This window comes from Blautia faecis (assembly GCF_027662325.1).
GTDB lineage: Bacteria > Bacillota > Clostridia > Lachnospirales > Lachnospiraceae > Blautia_A > Blautia_A faecis.
In genome coordinates, this window is sequence record NZ_JAQDKY010000002.1 from 94,560 (window position 1) to 118,234 (window position 23,675).

The window sequence follows — 23,675 nt, forward strand, 5'->3', positions numbered from 1 at the left end:
TAGTGGCTGATGCCAAAAAGAATACTTCAATGGTGACTTTAAGTAAAATCCAGATTCAGAATGGTACAGAACGCACTATGTTCGCCACCTGGACATGGAATAAGAGTCATACTTCTGGCTATAGGGTTATATGGAAATATGGAACAGGTCAGGGGAAATGGTTTTGGGCTTCTGATACGACTGAAACACAGAAACAAAGTGTATGGACAGCTCCGGAAAATGCAACGAAAGTACAGATTTGTGTCACACCAATTTCCGAAACCCATAAAGTAAATGACAAAGAACAGGCGTATTGGACAGGAAAACAGGCATATAGTAAGTCATATGTTTTTCAAAAGGCTGATGAAAAAGTTCCTGATAAAGCGCCTACTCCAGATGCTAAGCTGAATGAGTATACTAAAAATCAGCTGGATATAAGCTTGTCGAACCTAGACAACGATTGGTCTGCCGTCGGAGTCAAGTTCGCGATAAAAAGAGACGACTGGGATTACATGAATGAAATCGGAAGCGTCGAGATAAAAGATCGTGGAGCAAGTATTTCATATATTGTTGAACCTGGACATACATACAAAGCATGTTGCGCAGGATATAACAAGAAAGATCAGCTTGGAGATTATTCTGACTATTCAAGTGAAGTAGTTACAGCACCGTCCACTCCGGATCACTTCATAATTTCCAGAGCAGTGTCTTCCACATCTGTTGAATTGACTTGGGTAGAAGTCGCTAACTGCACGGGATACGAAATCGAATATACTACAAACGATGCATATTTCGACGCGAACCCAGATCAAGTAAGCAGCAAGACAATCGAGTCCACTGCGACGTATGCTACTTTTACTGGTTTGGAGTCTGGTAAGGAATATTATTTCCGAGTAAGAGCTACTAATAGTGCTGGTAATTCCGGATGGAGTATGCACGCTTCAGTTGTTCTCGGCAAGGAACCATCCGCACCTACCACGTGGTCGTCCACTACGACTGCTATGGTTGGGGAATCATTGAATCTTTATTGGGTTCATAATTCTCAGGATGGTTCTTACGAGAAAATGGCAGAACTTGAATTGACGGTGAATGGTTCTACCGAAACAAAAACATTTTATAACAACACGTCAGAAAACGATCAGGATAAAGCTCGTTCTTATTCGGTAAATACAGGGCAATATACGGAAGGTACAACTATTAAGTGGCGAGTAAGGACTTCCGGCATCACCGGTGCGTACAGTGAATGGTCTGTATTACGTGAAGTGAATGTATACGCACGCCCAACGGTTGCTTTAATTGTAACCAATCAAAATGGAGCAGTAATATCTTCATTATCCTCGTTTCCGTTCTATCTTAAAGCTTCTCCTGGACCGGCTTCTCAAAAGCCTATTAGTTATCATGTAGAAATTACAGCTGACGATGGTTATGAGACTGTCGATCAGGTCGGGAACGTGATTCGGATATCTGCCGGTGAGTCTATATACTCCAAATATTTCAATTCCAGTTCGATATTAATAGTTGAATTCTCGGCTGGTAATGTTGATTTTGAAAATGGCATGACTTATACGGCAACAGTCACAGTATCCATGAATTCCGGACTTAGCTGCAGCGCATCGAAAACTTTTACTGTTGATTGGGAAGAGACAATATCTGAACCTAATGCGGAGATTGGATATGATTCTGAGAGATATACTTGTCAGATAAGACCCTATTGTGAAGATATGGACGGAAATCTCATAAACGGCATATTACTGTCCGTATACAGAAGAGAATACAATGGCGAATTTATTGAGATAGCAAGCGGTCTTCCTAATAGTGCGTCTCACTACGTTATAGACCCGCATCCTGCATTGGACTACGCAAGATACAGAATTATAGCCACAGAGACTGCAACTGGTGCTGTTTCGTATTACGATGTACCTGGTTATCCAATCAACGAACCTGGTGTTATTATACAATGGAGTGAAGCATGGTCAGCGTTTGATGTGTCGGATGCAAACGAAGCTGATGTTGTTGATACACCTCCGTGGTCCGGATCGTTAATAAGAATTCCTTACAACATTGATGTATCGGATAAAGCAGATCCGGATGTAACTTTAGTTAAGTATGCAGGAAGAAAGCGTCAAGTAAGTTATTACGGAACGCAACTTGGGGAATCATCGACATGGAAAGTTGAAATTCCAGCTGATGATAACGAAACATTATATGCTTTGAGAAGACTCATGATTTGGACTGGTGACGTCTACGTGAGAGAGCCGTCCGGAAGTGGATATTGGGCTAATGTCAAAGTATCGTTCAGCCGAACTCATTGTGCACTAACTATACCAGTCACGTTTGATATTACAAGAGTAGAAGGAGGAATGTAACATGCCGGATTGGACGAAATCCATGCAGCAGTCCTTTGAATACTATATTGTTGACCCGGGTACATGGAAAGACGCCGATCAAATCGACACTGTAAAATCTTCAATCATAGAAAGAGATTCGGATGCCGAAACAAAAGGGTCTGCATCTTTTAACATCAATGAGAGACTCGGCGAATGTTACATCCGAGCTTACCTCATCACAATTCAAAATGGAGTTAGAGAAAAATACCCACTTGGGACATTTTTGATTCAGACCCCATCTTCAAGCTTCGATGGTATGGTTCATACAGTTAGCATGGAATCGTATACTCCACTACTTGAATTGAAAGAGAATCCTCCGCCTGTTGGTTATTTTCTTCCGAAAGGCTCTAATATCATGGAGGAAGCATACAAGATCATAAGAGAACATGTAAGAGCTCCGGTTGTTCAGGCAAAAAGCAACGAAAAGTTGTATAACGATTTCGTGGCAAATACTGACGATAAATGGATCTCTTTTGTGTCAGATTTAATAGCAAATGCAAAATTTGAATTAGGACTTGATGAATTAGGCCGTGTTCTGTTCTTACCAGTTCAGGATACGGCCACATTACGTCATGTAGCTGAGTTCAGCGATGGTAACAGTTCTATTCTCTATTCAGACATCAGTGAGGAGTATGACCTGTATGGTATTCCAAATGTAGTGGAGGTTGTATATTCAAAGAATAATTCGAATTTTTACGTAAGAGTCGTAAACGACGATCCGAATAGTCCGACATCAACCGTAAGTCGTGGCAGAGAGATTATATATCGTGATTCTAACCCGGAATTCTCTGGAGAGCCAACTAACTATCAAATCAAAGAGTACGCGAATAAGCTACTTCAAAAACTTTCCACTGTAGAATACAAAATCACTTTTTCACATGGTTATTACCCGATCCGGCTTGGGGACTGTGTGCTGTTAAATTATAAAGCTGCCGGGATAAACAATGTAAAAGCTAAAGTAATCAAACAGTCAATCACTTGTGAGACTGGCTGCAAGGTCACAGAAACGGCTGTATATACATCGAAATTGTGGGGGTGATAATCATTGAGTTTATCTAATGATGTCGTATCCCAGTTTGCGAAGACAGTAAACGGTAAAAATAAAGAAAAAACTGAAAGTACGGTTTATGGAACAGTAGTCATTTATGGAGGACAGAGATACGTCAAAATGGATGGCTCAGACTTGCTTACCCCTTGCGATACCACAGTAAGTGCTAATGAGGGAGAGCGTGTTACCGTTCTTGTGAAGAATCATACCGCCACCATCAACGGTAACCTTTCTTCACCATCAGCACGAACTGGGGATGTCAAAGATGTAAGGGAACAGGTTTTAGAAGTACAGCGGGTGGTTGCTGATAAAGCCACCATCAAAGATTTAGAAGCAGAACGAGCTCGAATCAAAGAATTAGTTGCCGATAATGTTGTGATCAAAGGACGCATGTCCGCAAGTGAAGCTGATATTGGAGAGTTGAAAACAAATAACGCAAAGATTACCGGTCGACTGGATGCCAATGAGGCAAGCATTAAGAAGCTGGATGCCGAGAAGTTAACCGCTAAGGACGCAGAGCTGAAGTATGCGACTGTTGAAAAGTTACAAGCTACAGATGCTAAGGTTGGTAATTTGGAAACAGATAACGTGTCTGTTAAGGGACGATTGGACGCTGCTGAAGGTAACATTAAGAATCTGAATGCTGATAACGTTGCCATTAACAAGCATTTGAGTGCTAATGATGCCGATATTAAATCCTTGCGGGCAGAAAAACTAAACGCAAAAGACGCTGATATCAAGTATGCGAACATTGATTTCTCCAACATTGGTATAGCAGCTATGGAGAAATTCTATTCTGAGTCGGGTCTCATTAAGAATGTGGTGGTCGGCGATCAAACCATCACTGGTGAATTGGTTGGCGTAACTATTCGAGGAGATTTAATCGAAGGCAATACTATTAAAGCTGATAAGTTAGTTATTAAAGGAGAAGATGGACTTTATTACAAACTTAACACGAATGGTTCTACCATTACTTCTGAACAGACGGACTACAACAGTCTTAATGGTACTTTGATTCAGGCTAAGAGTATTACAGCAGACAAGGTGGCTGTGACTGATTTGGTAGCTTTTGGAGCAGATATTGCTGGAAATCATATAGGAAATGGTGCTATATATTCTGGGGTAAAAACATCAGCTCTTAATACGACAAAAGGATTCTATCTCGGTTCCGACGGACAAGTTGGTATAGGCGATGCAAATCATTATATTCAGTTCTATAAGGGAGACAATGGAGAATTTCATCTTAGAATTAGTGCTGAAGACATTTTGTTCGGAAAGAGCAAAAAAACTATCGAAAGTGCAATCAGCGAAATAGATACAAAAGTCAACAATGTTAAATCCATAGTTGGTAAAACGTATACATATCAAATCGGTACAAATATGACAGATGTCCCTACAGGAGGATGGTCTATTTCGATGCCTAATGTTCCGCAAGGACAGTATCTGTGGACAAAAGAGACCACTTTATATTCAGATGCGAGTACTTCAGTTGGATATGTTGCTACCAGAATGGGCGTTGATGGAACAGGAGGAGCAACCGGTCCACAAGGTCCGCAAGGTCCTCAGGGCGTTAAGGGTGAAAAGGGAGCAACTGGTCCACAAGGTCCTCAGGGCGTTCAGGGTGTTCAGGGTGTTCAAGGTCCAAAGGGGGATGGTCTTGATGTTAAAGATACCAGAAACACCAACCAATCTCCAATCTGGTATATACAGAATTATCCGATGACAACAGTGAATGAGCTAAAATTGGCTAGTTCACTTGGTCTATCTGGTGAAAGTTATTGTTTATTAACAACATATGTTCCATGGAAAGATAGTACTGGAGGATATCCCAAACAGACGGCAAAGATAGAGAATCGTGAGTTGTGGCGAGTCGGCATTAATAATACGACATGGGGTAATTGGAACGATGCCTATTCCCTTGCAAGTTCTGCTGACATGGGAATAGCCAATTGGTGTTACAACAATGATCGTACCTATATCAACGGAGGACGATTATATGCCGGAACTGTTACAGCAACTCAGCTTGCAGCTGATTCAGTTACTGCTGACAAAATAGGAGCCGCTGCTGTAACCTCAGAGAAAATAGCTGCATTGTCTGTTACAGCCGCCAAGATTGATGTTGCCGATTTATTTGCGCAAAACATTACGGCAACAGGAACTATTAGCGGTTTGACATTAACGAGTGCAGACGTTGTTGCTAAAAGAATCATCGCTACAAAAGAAATCTCGTTGTCATGTAAAAACACTGCTGATGTCGAAAGGGTTCTTTATTACGATGGAACTTCTGTACGAGTTGGAAAATTACTCAATGCTGCCGGTGCACAAAGTGGGGCTGGATTCGAGTTCTTTGATAAAACAATCACTATGTATGGTAGTCTGAATCTATACAGCGGCGACATTACAATTCCTGGCAAAGTTCAGGGAAAAACAATAACTGCGACTGTAGACATGAATACTAATACCATATATGCATCTAATTGGTTTAGATCGCGCGGTACTACAGGATGGTATAGCGAGGATTATGGTGGTGGCTGGTATATGACGGATGCCGATTGGATTCGGGCATATAACGGAAAAGGTATAACAACCAATGGTAACATGTCCATTGGCGGTTATATTCAGAGTAATAACATAATAAATACAACCTTCGAATATCAGTCCAATAGAGGATCAGTAGATTGGCGCTTTGGTGCGGCAACGGGTACAGGCGATGAAAACTTCTTTGGCTTTTTTGACGCCAACAATAGAAAAATCCCACTGGCAATTGACGGAAATTTCGGAAACATTTACGTTGGGTTCAATGTGGGAGGTTCAGGTTCGAAGACTGCTGTAGGGATTTATCTTGGCGCTCAAGTGGATGGAAATAGAGCTTTTATTTACCACGGAGATTCGTACGCTGGATCAATATGGATTCAAACCAGACTTGATGGATCGTGGAAATGGTTTAGTCTCGGAAGGGTATGTAGCACAGCTCTTTCCGACATTCGACTAAAAGGTAACATAAGAGACACTGAAGTAGAAAATGCCACCAAAGTTATAGAATCAATGAAAATTCGTTCTTTCGAGCGAAAAGATTCTCATAAGAAATACAAGATTGGCTTTATAGCAGACGAACTCGAACAGCTTGTTCCTAACCTTGTCGATGGCGGCGGAGAAGTTGATGGACACCCATATTATAAATCTGTCAACAACTTGCAGATGCTCGCATATGTTGTGAAGTCAATGCAAGAACTCAATCAAAGAGTAAGTGAATTAGAAAAAGAAAACGAAAAACTCAAAAGAAAACTTAACTTAAACTAGGAGGATTAACATTATGGCATTAACAACATCAAGAAGTATTAGTTTATCAGGTCAGTCTATAATAAATGGAATAACAGTAGAAACATACAATGCGTCTGTAAGTGAAACAAATCCAGAGAGCATGTATATCAACCAGTCTACTGTAAACCATGAGATGCGCAAGGCGAATCGAGCCCAGTGTCGCAAAGACAGAGACGAATTTGAGGAACTTGCTTACAGTATCCAGGATGAAATAATTTCTAAAGTGGCAACAGCAAAGGAGGACTAAAACATGGATATTTCAACTTTAACTTCATTATTAACCGATCATTTTGTAGTGGTGATCTTTGCGGCTTCATTAATCGTGGGATATATTATCAAGAACACAACCATTTTCAAAAAAGTGCCAAATGATGATATTCCAGCCATTCTTGCTGTATTCGGAGGCATTCTTAACGCAGTAGTATCAGGACCGTCTGTGGAAACGGTTGTGTGGGGAGCTTTTATGGGATTGGCGTCTACAGGTGCGCATCAGGCGTTCAAGGCATTTGTGGAAGGTAAGAGAAGCACAGATACAATTGAGGGGGACAAATAATGCCGGAAGCAGGTTTTCTAATCACATCAGAGCAGATCATCTACCTCTGCGGATTTGTCGCGGCTGTTTGGGGAGTCTACAAAATTATCAAAGAACTTCGTAAGCCATCTGATGATTTGAGAGATAAGGTGGAAAAACACGAACGGCTCCTGGATAACGATAATAAGCGTATACATAAAATCGAGGAATCAAACCAGTTGATTCTCAGATGTATGCTAGATCTCATCAATCATGCGATAACCGGTAACGGAATCGAGAAAATGAAAGAGACAAGAGATGTTCTGCAAGATTTTCTGATTAATAATTGATAAGTAATGAAGAAAGAGGCTGCGTATATTTTACATGGCCTCTTTCTTTTCGCGAAAAGCACATGCTCCTTTATGAGAAAAACATACCTATTGAAGGAGGATTAGATTATGAATAAAAAGAATGAAAAAATTATAAAAGAATTAGTGTGGTTGGAAGCTGTCATAATGACGTATATAGTTACGTTCGTGTTGGTGATGCTTGGGTCAGCCTATGCTGGTGTAATGTTCTTTATGGTTGCATTCTTGGTATTTGGTTTCTGTTTCAGTGTGTGTGAAGAGAAAGATGAGGGTCAGCAATGACTCTCACTTTTTCTTTTAATTTTCCGTACGCAGGCGACGGTCTCCGTTGGTACTATCAAAACTAGAATGGAGGTAGTCAAAATGGAAAATAAAGAAGAAAAGAAGTTACTTACTGTGAAAGACTTGTGTGCATATTTGAGTATAGGAGAAACCAAAGCGAGAGAGTTGTTGCATAATCCTGATAATGGTTTTACTGTTCGAATAGGAAACCGATTATATGCTCACAGGGATAAAGTCGATGCTTGGTTATTGCGAAATATCTTTTAAAATGGTATATTTGGGGTAAGTTCAATTTGGATTTTCCCCATTACGGAAAGGAGTAGTACATATGGGAAAATCACTAAAAGGAAAAGAACTGGGTATCGGTATCACTCAAAGACAAGACGGCTTATATCAAGCTAGATTCACAAATCGCTTTGGAAAAAGGGAAACTTTATATGATAAGAACCTAAACAATCTCAGAACCCAAATGCGAAAAGCCCAGACTGCTGATGACAATGGAGTAAATCTGGTAAAAAGTAACATGACATTAGACGAATGGTATAAGGTTTGGATAACTACATGTAAAGGAAATTGTAGAAATACGAGCGTCATCCAGTATGGTCGGATTTATGACAGTGTAAAAAATGAACTTGGTTGGCGGAAACTACAATCTTTGACTCCTGTGCTACTGCAAAAAGCATTAAATGATCTTAAAAGCGATCAGCATAGACGAGACGTTAAAATGGTACTATCGAATATGCTAAGTAAAGCGATGGAAAATGACTTGTTAGTTAAAAATCCTGCGAAACATTTAGTCACTAGAATATGCAACGAACCTAAGAAGGAACGTCGAGTACTTACCATCAAAGAGACGGAGTTATTCATCGAGTATGCGAAGAACTGTCGATACTATAATTTGTTTATTGTTGCTCTTGAGACTGGAATGAGAATAGGAGAACTTGGTGGTTTGTTTTGGAGCGATGTTGATTTCAAAAAGCGAGCTATTTCTATAAACCGAACAATGTGCTATGTACAAGGTAAAAATGGATATTATTTCGAAACGCATAGTCCAAAAACAGTCTCCGGAAAACGACTGATCCCTATGACAAATAAGTGCGCAGAAGCTCTAACACGTCAAAAACTTATTCAGTCGTCATGTAAAAACACTGAATTTTCTGATTTAGTATTTTCAACAATGCGAAATCGTCCGTTGCAAGAAATGTCCATTATTACCTCAATAAACACTATATTAACCAACATGTCCAAAGATGGCATTCATATTCAAAAATTTCGTCCTCATGCTTTTCGGCATACTTTTGCAACAAGAGCTATAGAAAACGGAGTTAATCCTAAAACTCTTCAAAAGTTATTGGGACATAGTACATTACAAATGACGATGGATCTTTATTGTCATGTTACTGATGATGCCTTGTTTAACGAGATGAAAAAAATGGAAATATAGAAATGGTGTAAAAATGGTGTAGTAGTTCATAATGATTGTTGAGACTACTGAAAATACTGGGAAAGTCAGTACAATCATTAAAAAGTTCAGAAATTTTTAGGAGAGAGTGTACATCTCTCCTTTTTTATGCTAAAATGAGTCTGCATTGTGAAACACAGTGCGGGGGAATTTGTCTTTGTGTCTCGGGGAATAAGAAGTATCTGCTTATTATGGCATGAAGAACAGTCCCATTACTGTTCATTGGCAAAGCTGTGCGAAGTAAGTTTCAGGTATGGCGTGAGCAGTATCCTGTCAGTCCTGGAGAACTGCAGGTGAAAGATATGAATGAAATGAAACAGACCATCAGAGAACTGCCGGAGTCGTCACGTCCTTATGAGAAATGTCTGCAGTGGGGACCATCCGTGCTCAGCGACAGCGAGCTTCTGGCAGTGATCCTGAGAAGCGGTGTACAAGGCTGCAATTCTCTTGTACTCGCCAATCAAATCTTAAGTCTTACGAAAGATACCTCCTATCCGGGACTTCTGGGACTTTTACATATGTCCATTCCGGATCTGATGAAGGTGAACGGAATCGGGAAAGTCAAGGCCGTCCAGCTGAAATGTATCGGGGAGCTTTCCAAGCGGATGGCGTCTGCTGTTGCCAGACCAAGACTTTCTTTTAACGAACCCATCACGATAGCAAAATACTATATGGAACGTCTCCGGCACGAAGAGCAGGAAATATTGATCGTTATGCTGCTGGATGGAAAAAACCATTTTCTTGGCGAGCAGATGCTTTCCCGGGGAACCGTGAATTCAACTCTGATCACTCCAAGGGAGGTTTTTATGGAAGCATTGAAGTTTCACGCTGTAAGTGTGATCCTGGTTCATAACCATCCAAGCGGAGATCCTACGCCCAGTGAATGTGATAAGAAAATTACAGAGCGTATTTACCGGTCTGGGGAGATTCTTGGGGTGAAGCTTCTGGATCACGTTGTGATCGGTGACCAGAGATACATTAGCTTTAAAGAACAGGGAATGATGCCGGAGGAATGATCCGCCGGAAGTGCTGACGCCGTCTGTAAACCAGTGGCGGGTATTTGTTTTTGCAGGGCATAGTAATGATGAAGGGACAGATATATGCTGTTTGAAAAAACATATGGAATAGACCTTGGAAGCAGTTCCGTCAAGGTCTATTCCATGATTCGAAATAAAAGCTACATTGAGAAGAACATGATTGCGGCCAAGGGCCGCAAAATCATAGCCGTGGGCAACGAAGCGTATGAAATGTTTGAGAAAGCACCCTCTGATATTTCCGTAAGTTCGCCGATGGCTTTTGGTATGATAGCCAATCTGGAACTGCAGGAAATTGTACTTTACAGTATGATGAAAAAAATTGATAAAATTTTGGGAATAGGCTCTGTCATGTACTTTGCAGTTCCTCTGGACATGACTGCTATTGAAAAAAGAGCTTATTATCAGGTGGCGAATGGACATTGGCTGCGGAAGAACAGGGTTTACATGGTAGAGGCTCCTATTGCAGATGCCATAGCTATGGGTGTGGATCTGGAGAACAATGCAGGAAGCATGATTGTAAATATTGGTGCCCAGAGTACGAATTTTTCCATTGTTACGGGAGGCCGTATTATCATAAATAAGAAGATTCCAATTGGCGGACGTCAGATGAATGAGGCAGTGTGCAGTGAAGTACGCAAGCGTTATAATCTTCAGATCGGCACCCGTACAGGGAAGCGGCTGAAGCTGGTAATGGGACGGCTTGCAGACCAGCACAAGCAGGCCCGTAAGGTTGTAGGAATTGACAGTGTTTCCGGTCTTCCCAGGGAAGAGGTTATTTCTGCCTATGTAGTCAATGCGGGAATCATGAACTGTGTCAATGAGATCGGTGCCCAGATGAAAGTTTTTCTGGAACGTATCCCGCCGCAGATCTCCTACCACATTGCGAAAGAAGGCATTTTCCTTACCGGAGGGAGCACCAGAATCCCTCATATTGATACATATCTGGCAAGTTATACAGGCTATTCTTTTAACCTGTCAGATCTTTACGAAACTTCAGCTGTCAAAGGGCTGGAGAAGATCATCCACGACAAAGAACTTCGTAAATGGGCTCAGCCCATCACACAAAGAAAATTATAGTAACTGTGAAGGTACTGAACAGTTATAAATCATAAATTTTTAGGGGTGCCATTTTATGAAAAACCTTAAGAAAAAATTTCGATTTCGCATAAATCTGAAAAGTAAACATTTGCTGGCGATTATGACACTTTTCTGCCTGAGCTGTATTGTTGCTACATTTGCTTCAGGAATTTCCACGGCTCCTTTGCAGGAAACAGCAGGAATTGTCATAGTTCCTTTTGAAAAAAGCATTGAAAAGATCGGCAGTATGGTCCGTTCCGTCAGGGACAGCTTCAAGGACAAACAGGATCTGCTTTTTGAAAATGAAGAGCTGAAAGCAGAACTGGACAGCCTGACTACACAGAATAACAAACTGATTCAGGATCAAGGGGAATATCAGAGACTGAAAGAGCTTTACAATTTGGACCAGACCTATGAGGACTATCCGAAGGTAGCTGCGACTATCATTTCCAAAGATCCTGGAAACTGGTACGATACCTTTATGATCAACAAAGGTTCTGATGATGGGATAAGGGTCGATAATAATGTGATCGCAGGCAAGGGGCTTGTTGGAATTGTCACAGAAGTTGGTTCCTCCTGGGCTACTGTCCGTTCCATTATTGATGACAGTAGCAGTGTAAGTGCCATGACAGTAAGCACTTCTGATAACTGTATTGTAAACGGAGACCTGGAACTGATTGATGAAGGAAAGCTTCGCTTTGAGCAGCTTTATGATCAGGAGAACAAGGTGACTGTCGGGGAACGTATTGTCACTTCCAATATCAGTGAGAAATTTGTAGAAGGATTGTTTATCGGCTATGTAAGCGAAGTGCAGGTAGACAGCAATAACCTGACTAAGACAGGAACCATTGTAACACCTGTGGATTTCCTTCATTTGAAGGATGTATTTGTTATTACTGTGAATAAGCAGGATCTGGTAGACGGAACCGCGCAGGTGGAAGGTAATTCTGACAGCGGCAGTTCTGACAGTACCTCTGGCGACAGCAGTCAGGAGAGTAGCGACAATACTGACGGCAGTGCAGCAGACGGACAGGAGGGCGCAGATGAAGGGTAAGATTGTCTATTTTCTTACGATCGTAATATGTTTTCTTCTGCAGTGTACGGTTATGGATCTGATTTCTATTGGCTCTGTAACTCCTAATCTGATGCTGGTTTTCTGTGTATCCATGGGGCTTATGCGCGGGCGCAAAAGCGGCCTTTGGGCAGGATTTTTTTCAGGGCTTTTTGTGGATCTGTTCTTTGGATCCGTATTTGGATTTTATGCTTTGATCTATATGTATATTGGTTATTTAAGTGGATATGCGCACAGGATTTATTACGATGATGATGTGAAGGTTCCTATGTTTCTGACTGCAATTGCAGATCTTTTATATAATCTGTCTGTTTATGGGTTGCAGTTCCTCCTAAGAGGCAGACTGGGACTTGGGACTTATCTGTACAGGATCATTATCCCGGAAATGTTTTATACGGTATTTATTACCTTGATTGTATACCGAATTTTCCGTTACATAAACTATCACTACATGAACATAACCAGGAAAGAAAGTGAGTCAATTTGGGTACTAAAATAAAACGAATTTACAAAAAAATCAGTTTAAAACGAACAACAGTCCTGATCTTGGTATTTGTGATAATGTCAGTTGTTCTGGTGCGTAGATTATTTGATCTGCAGATTATTCAGGGAGAGGATTACATCAGCAAATTCCAGGCCAGGACAACCAAAGAGCGTGTGCTCAAGAGCACCCGCGGAAATATTCTGGACAGAAATGGTGATATTCTTGCATCTAATGTGCTTTCCTATTCTCTGACACTGGAGGATAATGGAACTTACACTTCTACAAGGGAGAAGAATCTTACATTAAATGGTGTAGCCTATCAGGTGCTTCAGATTCTTCACAGCAACGGAGATGATATTACCCATTCCTTCCATATTGTGGTAGATAAGAATGGAGAGTATGCTTTTGATGTTGCTGAGGGCTTTACCCTGAACCGTTTCCGTGCTGATATTTATGGACAGGCATTGATCGATGATTTGAAAGATGAACAGAAGACGGCGACTGCGGATCAGATGATGGAGTTTCTCACTGGTTCCGAGAAATTTTCTATCGTTCTTAGCGGTGATCGTGCTTATACAGAGGATGAACTGACCTCCCATGGTCTGCCTCTTACTTTGACCAAGCAGGAAATGCTTGATATTGCAACTATCCGCTATGAATTGAATACCAACAGCTTTAAGAAATATATGCAGGTTACCATTGCTACCAATGTCAGTGAAAAGTCGGTAGCTGCGATCATGGAGAATAAGACCGGACTGCAGGGAATTGATGTGGTTGAGGATTCCATCCGCCAGTATATTGATGATGAAAGTATGGCACCAATCCTTGGCTATACAGGTAAGGCTTCTTCCGAGGAGCTGACAGAGCTTCGGAAACAGAATCCGGATTATTCCAATGATGCGATCGTAGGTAAAGCAGGAATTGAGCAGTATATGGAACTTACCCTTCAGGGAACAGACGGCAAGGAGACGGTTTCTGTTGATAACCTTGGAAAGGTTCTGAAAATTGACGAGGATACCAAAGTAGAGCCGGTTGCGGGAGATGATGTGCAGCTTACTATTGATACTGACTGGCAATCGGCAATCTATCAGATCCTCAAACAGCGTGTGGCGGGTGTTCTTCTGACGAAAATTGATGCGGCAAAGACTTTTGATTACACGTATGTCACAGATGCCAGTCAGATCCGTATTCCTATTTATGATGTATACAATGCCCTGATTTCCAACAGTGTGATTGACATCACCAAATTCAGCAATGAGGATGCCTCTGATATAGAAAAAAATTTATATGCCAAATTTCAACAAAAGCAGCAGAGAGTTTTTGATACAATAAGCACGAAGCTGAATGGCTCAAACCCGCCAGCCTATAAGGATGAAGATGAAGAAACACAGGAATATCTGTCTTACATCTGTAATGACCTTCTTAGAGACACGCTTGGAATTATTTCCAAAGATGCCATTGATACATCAGATGCTACTTACAAGGCCTGGACAACAGATGAAACCATCAGCCTGAAGGATTACCTGACTTATGCCACAAGCCAGGGCTGGATCGACATCAGCAGCTTTTCACCGGAAGGAGAGTATCTGGATTCTGAGGAAATTTATCAGGCACTGACAGCATATATTATCGACTATCTCAGTACAGATACTGGATTTTCCAAGCTCCTTTACAAATACATGCTGCAGGAAGATACAATTTCCGGACAGGAAATCTGCCTGGTGCTTTATGAGCAGGGAGTCCTTGACAAAAATGATGATGATTATGAGAATCTGGCTTCCGGAGCAATGGGAGCTTATGATTTCATGATCAACAAGATATACACTCTGGAGATAGAGCCTGCACAGCTGGCATTAATGCCATGCTCAGCGTCCGCTGTGGTTGTAGATGTAAAGACTGGAGATGTAGTTGCACTTGTTTCCTATCCCGGATATGACAATAATCGTCTGACCAATGATATGGATACAGATTATTATGCAAAACTGGCACTTGACCAGTCCAGTCCGTTCTTCAATAAAGCGACCCAGCAAACCACTGCACCAGGTTCCACTTTAAAGCTTCTTTCAACAATTGCAGGAATGGAAGAAGGAATTATTGACGAAGGTACATATATTGAATGTACCGGAACTTTTGACTATGTAGATCCGCCTATTAATTGCTGGTATAAGAATGGTCATGGAAGTCTGGATATCCGTACAGCAATCGAGCAGTCCTGTAACTATTTCTTTAACATGATCGGTTTTCAGCTGGGAAAAGTTGGGGACAATGAGTTCTCCGAGGTGCAGAGTCTGAATAAGCTTCAGGAATATGCCTCATTGATCGGTCTGGATCGGAAGACTGGAATCGAGCTCTCAGAGGCAACTCCGAAGGTTTCCGATGCCAAAGCAGTTCCATCCTATATGGGACAGGGAAATAACCTGTTTACTACATCAGAACTGGCTCGTTATGCTACTGTTATGGCTACTTCCGGAAATGTATTTAAACTGACTCTTCTGGACAAAGTAATGGACCCGAAGGGAGAGGTGATTCAGGAGTATGAGCCGGAAATCGAGGATGTGGTAAATATTTCTTCAAATATCTGGGATGTGATCCATGATGGTATGCGTCGTGTGATCCAGACTCATTCCCAGTTTGATGGTCTTGGAGTAGAAGTGGCAGGTAAAACCGGTACAGCAGAGCTGGATCTTCGCCATCCAAACCATGGTCTGTTTATCGGTTATGCGCCGGCCTCTGATCCGGAGTATGCGGTGGCAATCCGTATTGCCAATGGATACAGCTCCGGTAATGCATGTCTGATTGCTAATGATATTTTTAAATATATGTACAATCTTGCAGATAAAGATTCTATTCTCACAGGTATTGCTTCTACAGATACCAGTGATACATCGAATGACTAAAAACGATTTTGCTGCTGTTTATAGTCTGATCAGCAGTACTGGATATGCCTGCCGGGAGTGTTCCGGCAGGCATATCCATAAGAGAAATACCAGGATTTTGGAACATTTTGTTTAGGAGGAATCAGAAGAAATGGGTGAAGTCATTGTCATTACATCCGGAAAAGGCGGTGTAGGAAAAACCACTACAGTTGCCAATATAGGAACTGGTCTGGCTATGATGGGAAAGAAAACCGTGGTTGTGGATACGGATATTGGTCTTCGTAATCTGGATGTTGTGCTTGGGTTGGAGAACCGGATCGTATATAATCTGGTAGATGTGGTGAATGGAAGCTGCCGTCTGAAACAGGCTCTGATCAAAGACAAGCGGCATCCGGAGCTCTATCTGCTGCCATCTGCGCAAACTAAGGATAAAACCGCCGTATCACCGGAACAGATGATCAAACTGACGGATGATCTGCGGGAGGAGTTTGATTATATATTGCTGGACTGTCCGGCTGGAATTGAGCAGGGATTTAAGAATGCCATTGCAGGTGCAGATAAAGCTCTTGTAGTGACGACCCCGGAGGTATCCGCAATTCGCGATGCGGATCGTATCATTGGTCTTCTGGAAGCAAATGATCTGCGGGATATCCATCTGATCATCAACCGTCTTCGTCCTGACATGATCGCCAGGGGAGATATGATGTCTGTGGATGATGTGACAGAGATTCTGGCTGTAGATCTGATTGGAACTCTTTTAGATGACGAGCAGATTGTGATAGCAACCAATCAGGGAGAGCCTCTTTCTGGTAAAAATTCTCAGGCAGAGGAGGAATACCGGAATATTTGTAAACGGCTTATGGGCGAGGAAGTTCCCTTTGCAGAACTCAGACAGAAGAAAGGTATGTTTTCACGACTGTTTAAAAGACATTGATATTCAGGTAATAATTAGTTACGCAAAATAGCATGTTGGTTGTTTGTAATAATGTTATGTCAACTAATGCTCTGAAATGGAGGGATTTTGCATGAAGACCTTTTTAAATGAAAGAAGGCGTTCAGCAGGATATGCTCGCGACAGGATGAAACTTCTTCTTATCTCAGAACGCATAGAATGCTCTCCACAGATGATGAAAATGTTAAAAAGCGATCTGGTACATACAGTAAAGAAGTATGTGACCATAGAGGAAACTAAAGTGAAAATACAGATATCACAGGAACCGCCTGTCTTAATGGCGTATATCCCTGTGTTGATGAAAAAGGACAGATAAATTTATGATTAAACAGTATAAGCTACGTTTTTACAATTTTAAACTAGTGATCCTTCTGACTGCGATCAGTCTGTTTGGAGTGCAGCTGGTAGCAAGTGCATCGCCAGATCTTCGAAATAAACAGCTTTTGGGCGTTGTGATGGGGCTTGTGTTGCTGGTGATCTTATCGTTAATGGATTATTCCTGGATATTGAATTTCCAGTGGATCATGTATGGTTTTAATCTGCTTATGCTTATTGGTGTACGATTGTTCGGAAGTGAGGCTGGAGGTGCGTCCAGATGGCTGGATATCGGTGGTTTCCGTTTTCAGCCTACCGAGCTTTCCAAAGTTATTATTATTCTGTTTTTTGCCAAGTTTTTTATGGACCATGAAGATGATATCAATACTTTCAGGGTGCTGGCAGAATCAGTGCTCCTTCTGGCTGTTCCATTGGCTCTTATTTATGCACAGCCGGATATGAAAAATACCATTACGGTAACCATTATTTTCTGTATTCTGCTGTATATAGCAGGACTGAGTTACAAAATCATCGGAGGTGCGATCCTGATCGCGGTTCCCCTTCTGATCATATTTTTGTCTATTGTTGTGCAGCCGGATCAGACTTTGATCAAGGATTATCAGAGAACACGTATTATGTCTTTCCTTTACCCGGAAAACGAGGAATACCAGGAGGATATTGAACAGCAGAATAACTCGAAGACGGCGATTGCCTCCGGAGAACTGGTTGGAAAAAAACTTACCGGGGATGACCAGGTTTCTTCTGTAAATGCTGGAAACTTTGTTGCAGAGAACCAGACCGACTTTATCTTCGCAGTTGCCGGAGAGGAGTATGGATTTATAGGATGTACAGCTTTGGTTGTATTATTGCTGTTGATTTCAGTTGAATGTATCAGGATGAGCCTTAGGGCCAAGGATCTGGCCGGGAAGATTATCTGTTGCGGAATTGGCAGTGTTGTAGCTATACAGAGTTTTTTGAATATCTGCGTTGCTACTGGACTGGCACCCAATACTGGTACACCTCTTCCTTTTGTAAGTTATGGTCTGACTTCCCTGGTCAGCTTGTTTATTGGTATGGGGCTTGTGATGAATGTAGGTCTGCAGAGCAGTACTTATAATAAAGAACTTAAGAGAAAAGAAATTGATAAGAAAGAGGAATATTTATGACAGCCGCAAAAAAGAAGAACTCAAGACGTAAACAGGCAAGATTTCGAAGCTCCAGAAGAAAGAGAATCAGAAATACTGTTCTTTTACTGTTGCTTTTGGTTGTGCTTGGCGGTACTGGGATCGGTGCAATTTATGTTCTCCGAAATGGAACTGTTTTTGATAAGCTGGAGGATGCATATGTAGCTTCCAGAGAGTTTTCTGGTGGAATTACAGACTTAGACAGCCTGAGAGCTGATGGTTTTGCTAAGAATTTGTGTGTGGTCGTATCAGATGTTCCGATGGATGGTGTTTCCCTTGGGGAAAACCAGAAAGGACTTCTTCTGGATCTGGATGACAGAAAGGTGCTTTATTCCAAACAGGCACTTCAAAAGGTATACCCGGCAAGTATCACCAAGATCATGACAGCTATGCTGGCACTGAAATATGGAAATATGGATGACGTAGTAACCATTACACAGGAGAATCTGAATCTGGAGGAGGGTTCACAGGTTTGCGGCTTTTGGGCAGGTGACCAGGTGACTATGGATCAGCTTCTTCATTGTCTGCTGGTTTATTCAGGTAATGACGCAGCAGCGGCTATTGCAGAGCATGTGGGTGGTTCTACAGATGGGTTTGTGGAGATGATGAACAGTTATGCCAGGGAACTTGGCTGTACCGGAACTCATTTTACCAATCCTCATGGACTGCAGGATGAAAACCATTATACCACTCCCTATGATATCTATCTGATGCTAAAGGAAGCTTTGAATTATCCAGAGTTTACTCAAATTACACAGTCCGGATCTTATACAGTAGAATATACTCATGCGGACGGAAGCAGTGCAAGTACCACATTACTTGCCACAGACCATTATCTTACAGGAGAAGCTACCCCTCCTAAGAATGTGACTATTCTGGGTGGAAAGACCGGTACTACGGACAATGCAGGTAACTGTCTGGCGTTGCTGAGCCAGAATGCTTATGGAAAGCCGTACATTTCCATTGTAATGGGTGCATCCACAAAAGACGAGCTTTATGAGCAGATGTCGTCCCTCTTGCAGAATATAAACTAGAGCCTGTTTGAAAAATCATCCTGGGTCAATATAGCAGAAACTTAATTTTCGATGTACTAGTCAGTCTGTTTATGAATCGTAGCCACAATTGAGAAAAATAGACAGAAATATCAAAAAAACTCTTGAAAATTTAGAAAAATTATACTATAATATGAAACATATTAAACAAGGTTTTTGGTAAAAATTTAATATCATATTGTCTAAGGAGGAAAACATCATGGTTGAACTGATCGTAGGAAAGAAAGGCAAAGGCAAAACAAAAGTGCTCTTAGACAGAGTAAACGGTGCGGTGAAAGAAGCCAACGGAAGCATTGTTTACCTTGACAAGAGTACCAAACATATGTATGAGCTTAACAATAAGGTACGTCTTATCGACGTTTCCTCTTATCCATTGAAGAATGCAGATGAGTTCGTTGGTTTCATCTGTGGTATTATTTCTCAGGATCACGATCTTGAGCAGATTTATCTGGACAGCTTCCTTAAGGTTTCCAAGTTGGAAGACGCTGATGTTACAGATACACTTGATCAGCTGGACAAGATCGGTGAGAAATACGGAATTTCAATAGTTGTAAGTATTTCGCTTGACAAAGAAGAGATTCCGGAAGCATTACAGGATAAGATTGCAGTAGCATTATAATCTCGGATGATATGATATTGCAGCTATAAATTCAGTAAAACCAAATTAGAGGTACATAAGGACATGACTCGACTGTGAGGCATGTCCTTTTTTGAGGTGCGCCTTAGAGCGTGTTTGAAAAAGATTCCTACAATCTCCCACAAGTTGTGAAGCACATCTTGCAGAAAGTCTTGTTTTGCGGTATGTTCCTGGATTGATTTACAATAATAATATTATGTAAATTAAATGCGGCGAGTACAACAATTGCACGTGTGTAGCAGATATTAATCTTCACGCAGTTTTACAGCAGTGGCTGCCTGACGCCGTCTGGAATCGTCTAAGGCTGCATAATGCTTCTTGGTAGTATTCACGTCCTTATGGCCTAAAACGTCCGCTACAAGGTAAATATCGCCTGTTTCCTGGTAGAGGGCGGTGCCGTAGGTACTGCGGAGTTTATGAGGGGTGATTTTCTTGGTGGTGGTAACCTGGCGGGCGTATTTCTTGACCAGGTTTTCAACGGCCTGGACCCCAATTCGTTTGCGCTGGGTAGAGTAGAAGAGAGCGTGTTCGTGGCCTTCTACAGGAATAATGTTCTTGCGTACTTCCAGGTAGTTTTTCAGAGCTTTTTCTACTTCAGGACCGAAATATACAACCATTTCATTTCCACCTTTTCGAGTAACCTTGATTCCATTATTTTTGAAATCTACGTCTTCTATGTCAAGACCTACACATTCAGAAACACGAACGCCTGTTCCGAGCAGGAGAGTAACGAGAGCGAGGTCCCGGTCTTTGGTCTTTTCATAATATACCTTTTTCTGGCCGGTAAGTTCGTCCCCACCATGCTCAATATAATCCAGCAGCAAGGCAACTTCATCAGCTTCCAGGCGGATGATACTTTTTTGATGAATCTTTGGAACGTCCACAAGGACGGTAGGATTTGTGTGAATCATTTCACGTTTAAAATAATATGCATAAAAACTTCGCAATGAGGACATTTTTCGCTTCAGACCACGTTCGCCATTGGTTTCCGTTTTATCCCCGGCCTGGTAAACTTTCAGGTATTCTTCATATTCCTCAAGATCAACGGCTGTGAGCTGATCCAGGACATCCACAGTAAAGGCATCTATAGACCAGTCCCTGAAGGCTGGATTTTGTTCCAGAAGAAACTGAAAGAAAATGCGGATGTCATATGCATAGGAAATTCTGGTTTTAGTTGTGGTACGCGGTTCAATGGCACGAAAGAAATCCCTGCAAAATGGCGGCAAGGTTTTCAGAACATCACGAAGCCGCAAGGTATTTTCAATGTCATTCTGTTCGTGGTAGGTGACTTTTTTATCCATGAAAAATTCTCCTTTAGCAAGTAATTATGTTTAGCTGCAAATAATAAAAGTTGCTCAAACACATTTTAGTCCAAATAGCCGGTTATCCGGGGAAGTGGCTCCTCTTTATACTAATCTATATGAAAAACTCGGGTTTGTCGTATAGATCTAGATGAGGGGTATAACGCCGAATCAGCCACTTCTTCTGGCTGTTTTCGGCGTTTTTCAGAATTTCATTAAATGTTAAAATATAATTGATGGTTCGACTGCATTCATTATGCAGTTACAGACGATTCTGAACATCTGGCGCACCGGTTTCAATAAAGCTTGGCCGGTTTCGTTACAATTGCTGTTAATTTTACATGATCGATTCGTCCAACATCACTGTAAACGGTCCATCGTTTTCCAGTGAAATTTTCATATCAGCGCCAAAAATACCATGCTGAACAACTGGAACAACTTTTGCAGCTTCCTTTAGCATGTATTCATAAAGTTCATTTGCCTGTTCTGGCGCACCGGCTTCAATAAAGCTTGGCCGGTTTCCTTTTTTGCAGTTGGCATATAACGTGAATTGCGAAACCATCAAAAGCTCCCCATTTACATCTGCCAGGGAAAGGTTTGTTTTGCCATTTTCATCTTCAAAAATTCGAAGTCCTAGCATTTTTTTTATATATTTGTCTGCAATTTCCCTGGTATCATTCTGACCTATGCCGACCAGTACAAGAAAGCCCTTCCCAATATTTCCGATAACTTCACCATCTACTTTTACGCTTGCATGATTTACACGTTGTATTAAAAGCCGCATGTTAATTTCCGTCCTTTTTACTGTTTTGTTTTTGTCTGTACTCTTCTATCAATTGTCTGACTTTTTGATAAATTATCACAGAATATTTTTTTATAAGGATCCAGATTGTAGTCAGGATTTTCTGGATCGTTTTTAACAAAGTAAGGGTAAATTTCAACATTGCAGTGCGTCTGGGTGTCTCTCTCTTCTTCGGCTCTTCTGCCGGGAAAAGAACGGGTTCATGTGTTTCCGGATCCAGACAGTCAATGTTGGTGTATTTTTGCTCCTCATCTGGAACCTGCTTATAGATCAGGCTGATATGGACAAGCCTGCCAAGTGCCGCGTAAAGCACTGCAAAAACAGGAACGCCAATGATCATACCTGGGATTCCAAAGATTCCACCGCCAATAAGGATGGCGACAATGACCAGAAAACTGGAAAGTCCTGTGGAATCACCAAGAATCTTCGGTCCAAGAATATTGCCGTCAAACTGCTGGAGAACAAGAATAAAAATTGCAAAATAAATAGCCTGCAGCGGATCCACCAATAAGATGAGAAAAATACTTGGGATTGCTCCGAGGTAAGGTCCAAAAAATGGAATTACGTTGGTTACACCAATGATCACACTGATCAAAAGTATATATGGCATATTCAAAAAGTTCATACCAATATAACACAATACGCCAATGATGGCAGAATCCAAAATCTTACCACTGAAAAATCCGATAAAGGTTCTATTGGTAAAACGCATGGAATGGATGATAAAATTCGCATGCTGGGTATTAAAAATTGCGTAGGTGAGCATTTTTGCCTTGGCAATGAATCCCTCTTTATCTGCCATCAGGTACAGGGAAACGATAGCTCCGATGAGGAAATTCTTCAGAAAATTAATTAATTCAAACACACCTGCGGAAATATTTTTTAGCATTTCCTGCATCTGCGGAAGGATATTCGTAGTCAGGTAGTCCTGCGCTGTGGTGATGGACTGATTCAAAGTGTCCAGTGCATCACTGTTCAGATTCCATTTCTCAATGAAAGACTGCAGCCATTTCTGAATAACCTTCACATAGGCTGGAAAACTGTAGATCAGACCCATAATACTTCGGATCAGTTCTGGCAGAATCATCATAATAAGGGCATAAATAAGAGCAAGGAAGAGAAACATACATAAAATTACGCATGCCCACCGAATTGCCTTGCGCCCCTTCTTTCCTACTGATACTTCCTTCCTGGCAAGAAGCGGATAAATGATTTTTTTCTCCAGGAAATTTAATACAGGGGTCAGTAAAAAGGCAATCACGACCCCATAAACAATAGGTGTGAGAATCCCCAGAAATGTCTGAATTCCTGTAATCAGTGTCTTCATATGGAAAACACCATAATAAAAGAGCATACTGGCTGCGATTACAAGGAAAGAAGTTACTCCCCAGCGAACATGTTGATTGTCCCAGCGTAATTTCATATTCTAATATCGTCCTCCTGAAACATGAATGCAAAATATGTGTTACTGTCTGCTGTTTGCACAGTAACCAATAAGTGTCTGTACTGTTATTTATTTAACAGCGAT

22 protein-coding genes are annotated in these 23,675 nt (G+C 41.4%); 19 read left to right on the forward strand and 3 right to left on the reverse strand.

All coding sequences use genetic code 11. The features are described from left to right. Positions 1-2: 2 nt before the first annotated feature. The 19 genes from PGQ38_RS01850 to PGQ38_RS01940 all read left to right on the forward strand — a co-directional run bounded on the left by PGQ38_RS01850 (position 3) and on the right by PGQ38_RS01940 (position 20,026). Positions 3-2,345, forward strand: coding sequence for a fibronectin type III domain-containing protein (locus PGQ38_RS01850; RefSeq protein WP_270430695.1), 2,343 nt, complete (start codon positions 3-5; stop codon positions 2,343-2,345). 1 nt (position 2,346) lies between these two features. Beyond that, entirely contained in the window at positions 2,347-3,405 is a 1,059-nt protein-coding gene (locus PGQ38_RS01855) for a hypothetical protein (RefSeq protein WP_270430696.1), read from the forward strand. A 6-nt stretch (positions 3,406-3,411) separates the two neighbouring features. Beyond that, complete coding sequence (locus PGQ38_RS01860) at positions 3,412-6,714, forward strand: tail fiber domain-containing protein (RefSeq protein ID WP_270430698.1); 3,303 nt, start codon at positions 3,412-3,414, stop codon at positions 6,712-6,714. A 13-nt stretch (positions 6,715-6,727) separates the two neighbouring features. After that, complete coding sequence (locus PGQ38_RS01865; protein ID WP_173715552.1) at positions 6,728-6,982, forward strand: hypothetical protein; 255 nt, start codon at positions 6,728-6,730, stop codon at positions 6,980-6,982. A 3-nt stretch (positions 6,983-6,985) separates the two neighbouring features. Further along, positions 6,986-7,288, forward strand: coding sequence for a phage holin family protein (locus PGQ38_RS01870; RefSeq protein ID WP_173715553.1), 303 nt, complete (start codon positions 6,986-6,988; stop codon positions 7,286-7,288). Beyond that, positions 7,288-7,596 carry a hypothetical protein gene (locus tag PGQ38_RS01875; RefSeq protein WP_173715554.1) on the forward strand — a complete coding sequence of 103 codons (309 nt, stop codon included), beginning with the start codon at positions 7,288-7,290 and terminating at the stop codon, positions 7,594-7,596. The genes PGQ38_RS01870 and PGQ38_RS01875 overlap by 1 nt, the downstream gene beginning before the upstream one ends. Before the next feature lie 108 nt (positions 7,597-7,704). After that, a complete protein-coding gene (locus PGQ38_RS01880; protein ID WP_173715555.1) occupies positions 7,705-7,896 on the forward strand; it encodes a hypothetical protein in 192 nt (63 codons plus the stop codon). Between the two features lie 81 nt (positions 7,897-7,977). Further along, on the forward strand, positions 7,978-8,163 hold the full coding sequence (locus PGQ38_RS01885; RefSeq protein ID WP_173715556.1) for a MerR family transcriptional regulator: 186 nt from the start codon (positions 7,978-7,980) through the stop codon (positions 8,161-8,163). A gap of 61 nt (positions 8,164-8,224) precedes the next feature. Beyond that, complete coding sequence (locus PGQ38_RS01890) at positions 8,225-9,340, forward strand: tyrosine-type recombinase/integrase (protein ID WP_270430699.1); 1,116 nt, start codon at positions 8,225-8,227, stop codon at positions 9,338-9,340. Positions 9,341-9,669: 329 nt separating this feature from the next. After that, positions 9,670-10,374 carry a RadC family protein gene (gene radC / locus PGQ38_RS01895; protein ID WP_118580334.1) on the forward strand — a complete coding sequence of 235 codons (705 nt, stop codon included), beginning with the start codon at positions 9,670-9,672 and terminating at the stop codon, positions 10,372-10,374. A gap of 84 nt (positions 10,375-10,458) precedes the next feature. Then, positions 10,459-11,472, forward strand: a complete 1,014-nt coding sequence (locus PGQ38_RS01900; RefSeq protein WP_118580233.1) for a rod shape-determining protein — start codon at positions 10,459-10,461, stop codon at positions 11,470-11,472. A 55-nt stretch (positions 11,473-11,527) separates the two neighbouring features. Beyond that, positions 11,528-12,526 carry a rod shape-determining protein MreC gene (gene mreC, locus PGQ38_RS01905; protein WP_173717118.1) on the forward strand — a complete coding sequence of 333 codons (999 nt, stop codon included), beginning with the start codon at positions 11,528-11,530 and terminating at the stop codon, positions 12,524-12,526. Next, a complete protein-coding gene (gene mreD, locus PGQ38_RS01910) occupies positions 12,516-13,043 on the forward strand; it encodes a rod shape-determining protein MreD (protein WP_173717119.1) in 528 nt (175 codons plus the stop codon). Before mreC ends, mreD begins: the two co-directional genes overlap by 11 nt. Before the next feature lie 56 nt (positions 13,044-13,099). Continuing rightward, the gene (locus PGQ38_RS01915; protein ID WP_319017153.1) at positions 13,100-15,925 is read left to right on the forward strand and encodes a penicillin-binding transpeptidase domain-containing protein; all 2,826 of its coding nucleotides are present in this window, start codon (positions 13,100-13,102) and stop codon (positions 15,923-15,925) included. A 130-nt stretch (positions 15,926-16,055) separates the two neighbouring features. Next, positions 16,056-16,838 (forward strand): septum site-determining protein MinD, encoded by a 783-nt coding sequence (gene minD / locus PGQ38_RS01920; RefSeq protein ID WP_118580227.1) that lies wholly within the window; start codon positions 16,056-16,058, stop codon positions 16,836-16,838. A gap of 91 nt (positions 16,839-16,929) precedes the next feature. Further along, positions 16,930-17,172, forward strand: a complete 243-nt coding sequence (minE, locus tag PGQ38_RS01925; RefSeq protein ID WP_270430701.1) for a cell division topological specificity factor MinE — start codon at positions 16,930-16,932, stop codon at positions 17,170-17,172. A gap of 4 nt (positions 17,173-17,176) precedes the next feature. After that, on the forward strand, positions 17,177-18,337 hold the full coding sequence (locus PGQ38_RS01930) for an FtsW/RodA/SpoVE family cell cycle protein (RefSeq protein ID WP_270430703.1): 1,161 nt from the start codon (positions 17,177-17,179) through the stop codon (positions 18,335-18,337). Then, entirely contained in the window at positions 18,334-19,389 is a 1,056-nt protein-coding gene (locus PGQ38_RS01935; RefSeq protein ID WP_118580218.1) for a D-alanyl-D-alanine carboxypeptidase family protein, read from the forward strand. The genes PGQ38_RS01930 and PGQ38_RS01935 overlap by 4 nt, the downstream gene beginning before the upstream one ends. A gap of 217 nt (positions 19,390-19,606) precedes the next feature. Next, positions 19,607-20,026, forward strand: a complete 420-nt coding sequence (locus PGQ38_RS01940) for a twitching motility protein PilT (protein ID WP_118580215.1) — start codon at positions 19,607-19,609, stop codon at positions 20,024-20,026. A 263-nt stretch (positions 20,027-20,289) separates the two neighbouring features. Here the strand turns inward: PGQ38_RS01940 and PGQ38_RS01945 are convergent, their stop codons facing one another. From PGQ38_RS01945 to PGQ38_RS01955, 3 genes are all read right to left on the reverse strand, one after another. Next, complete coding sequence (locus tag PGQ38_RS01945; RefSeq protein ID WP_270430705.1) at positions 20,290-21,345, reverse strand: tyrosine-type recombinase/integrase; 1,056 nt, start codon at positions 21,343-21,345, stop codon at positions 20,290-20,292. 337 nt (positions 21,346-21,682) lie between these two features. Continuing rightward, positions 21,683-22,129: a D-aminoacyl-tRNA deacylase gene (gene dtd / locus PGQ38_RS01950; RefSeq protein ID WP_204453122.1), complete on the reverse strand. Its 447-nt coding sequence runs from the start codon at positions 22,127-22,129 to the stop codon at positions 21,683-21,685. 1 nt (position 22,130) lies between these two features. Next, complete coding sequence (locus PGQ38_RS01955) at positions 22,131-23,570, reverse strand: AI-2E family transporter (RefSeq protein ID WP_118580206.1); 1,440 nt, start codon at positions 23,568-23,570, stop codon at positions 22,131-22,133. Between the last annotated feature and the right edge of the window lie 105 nt (positions 23,571-23,675).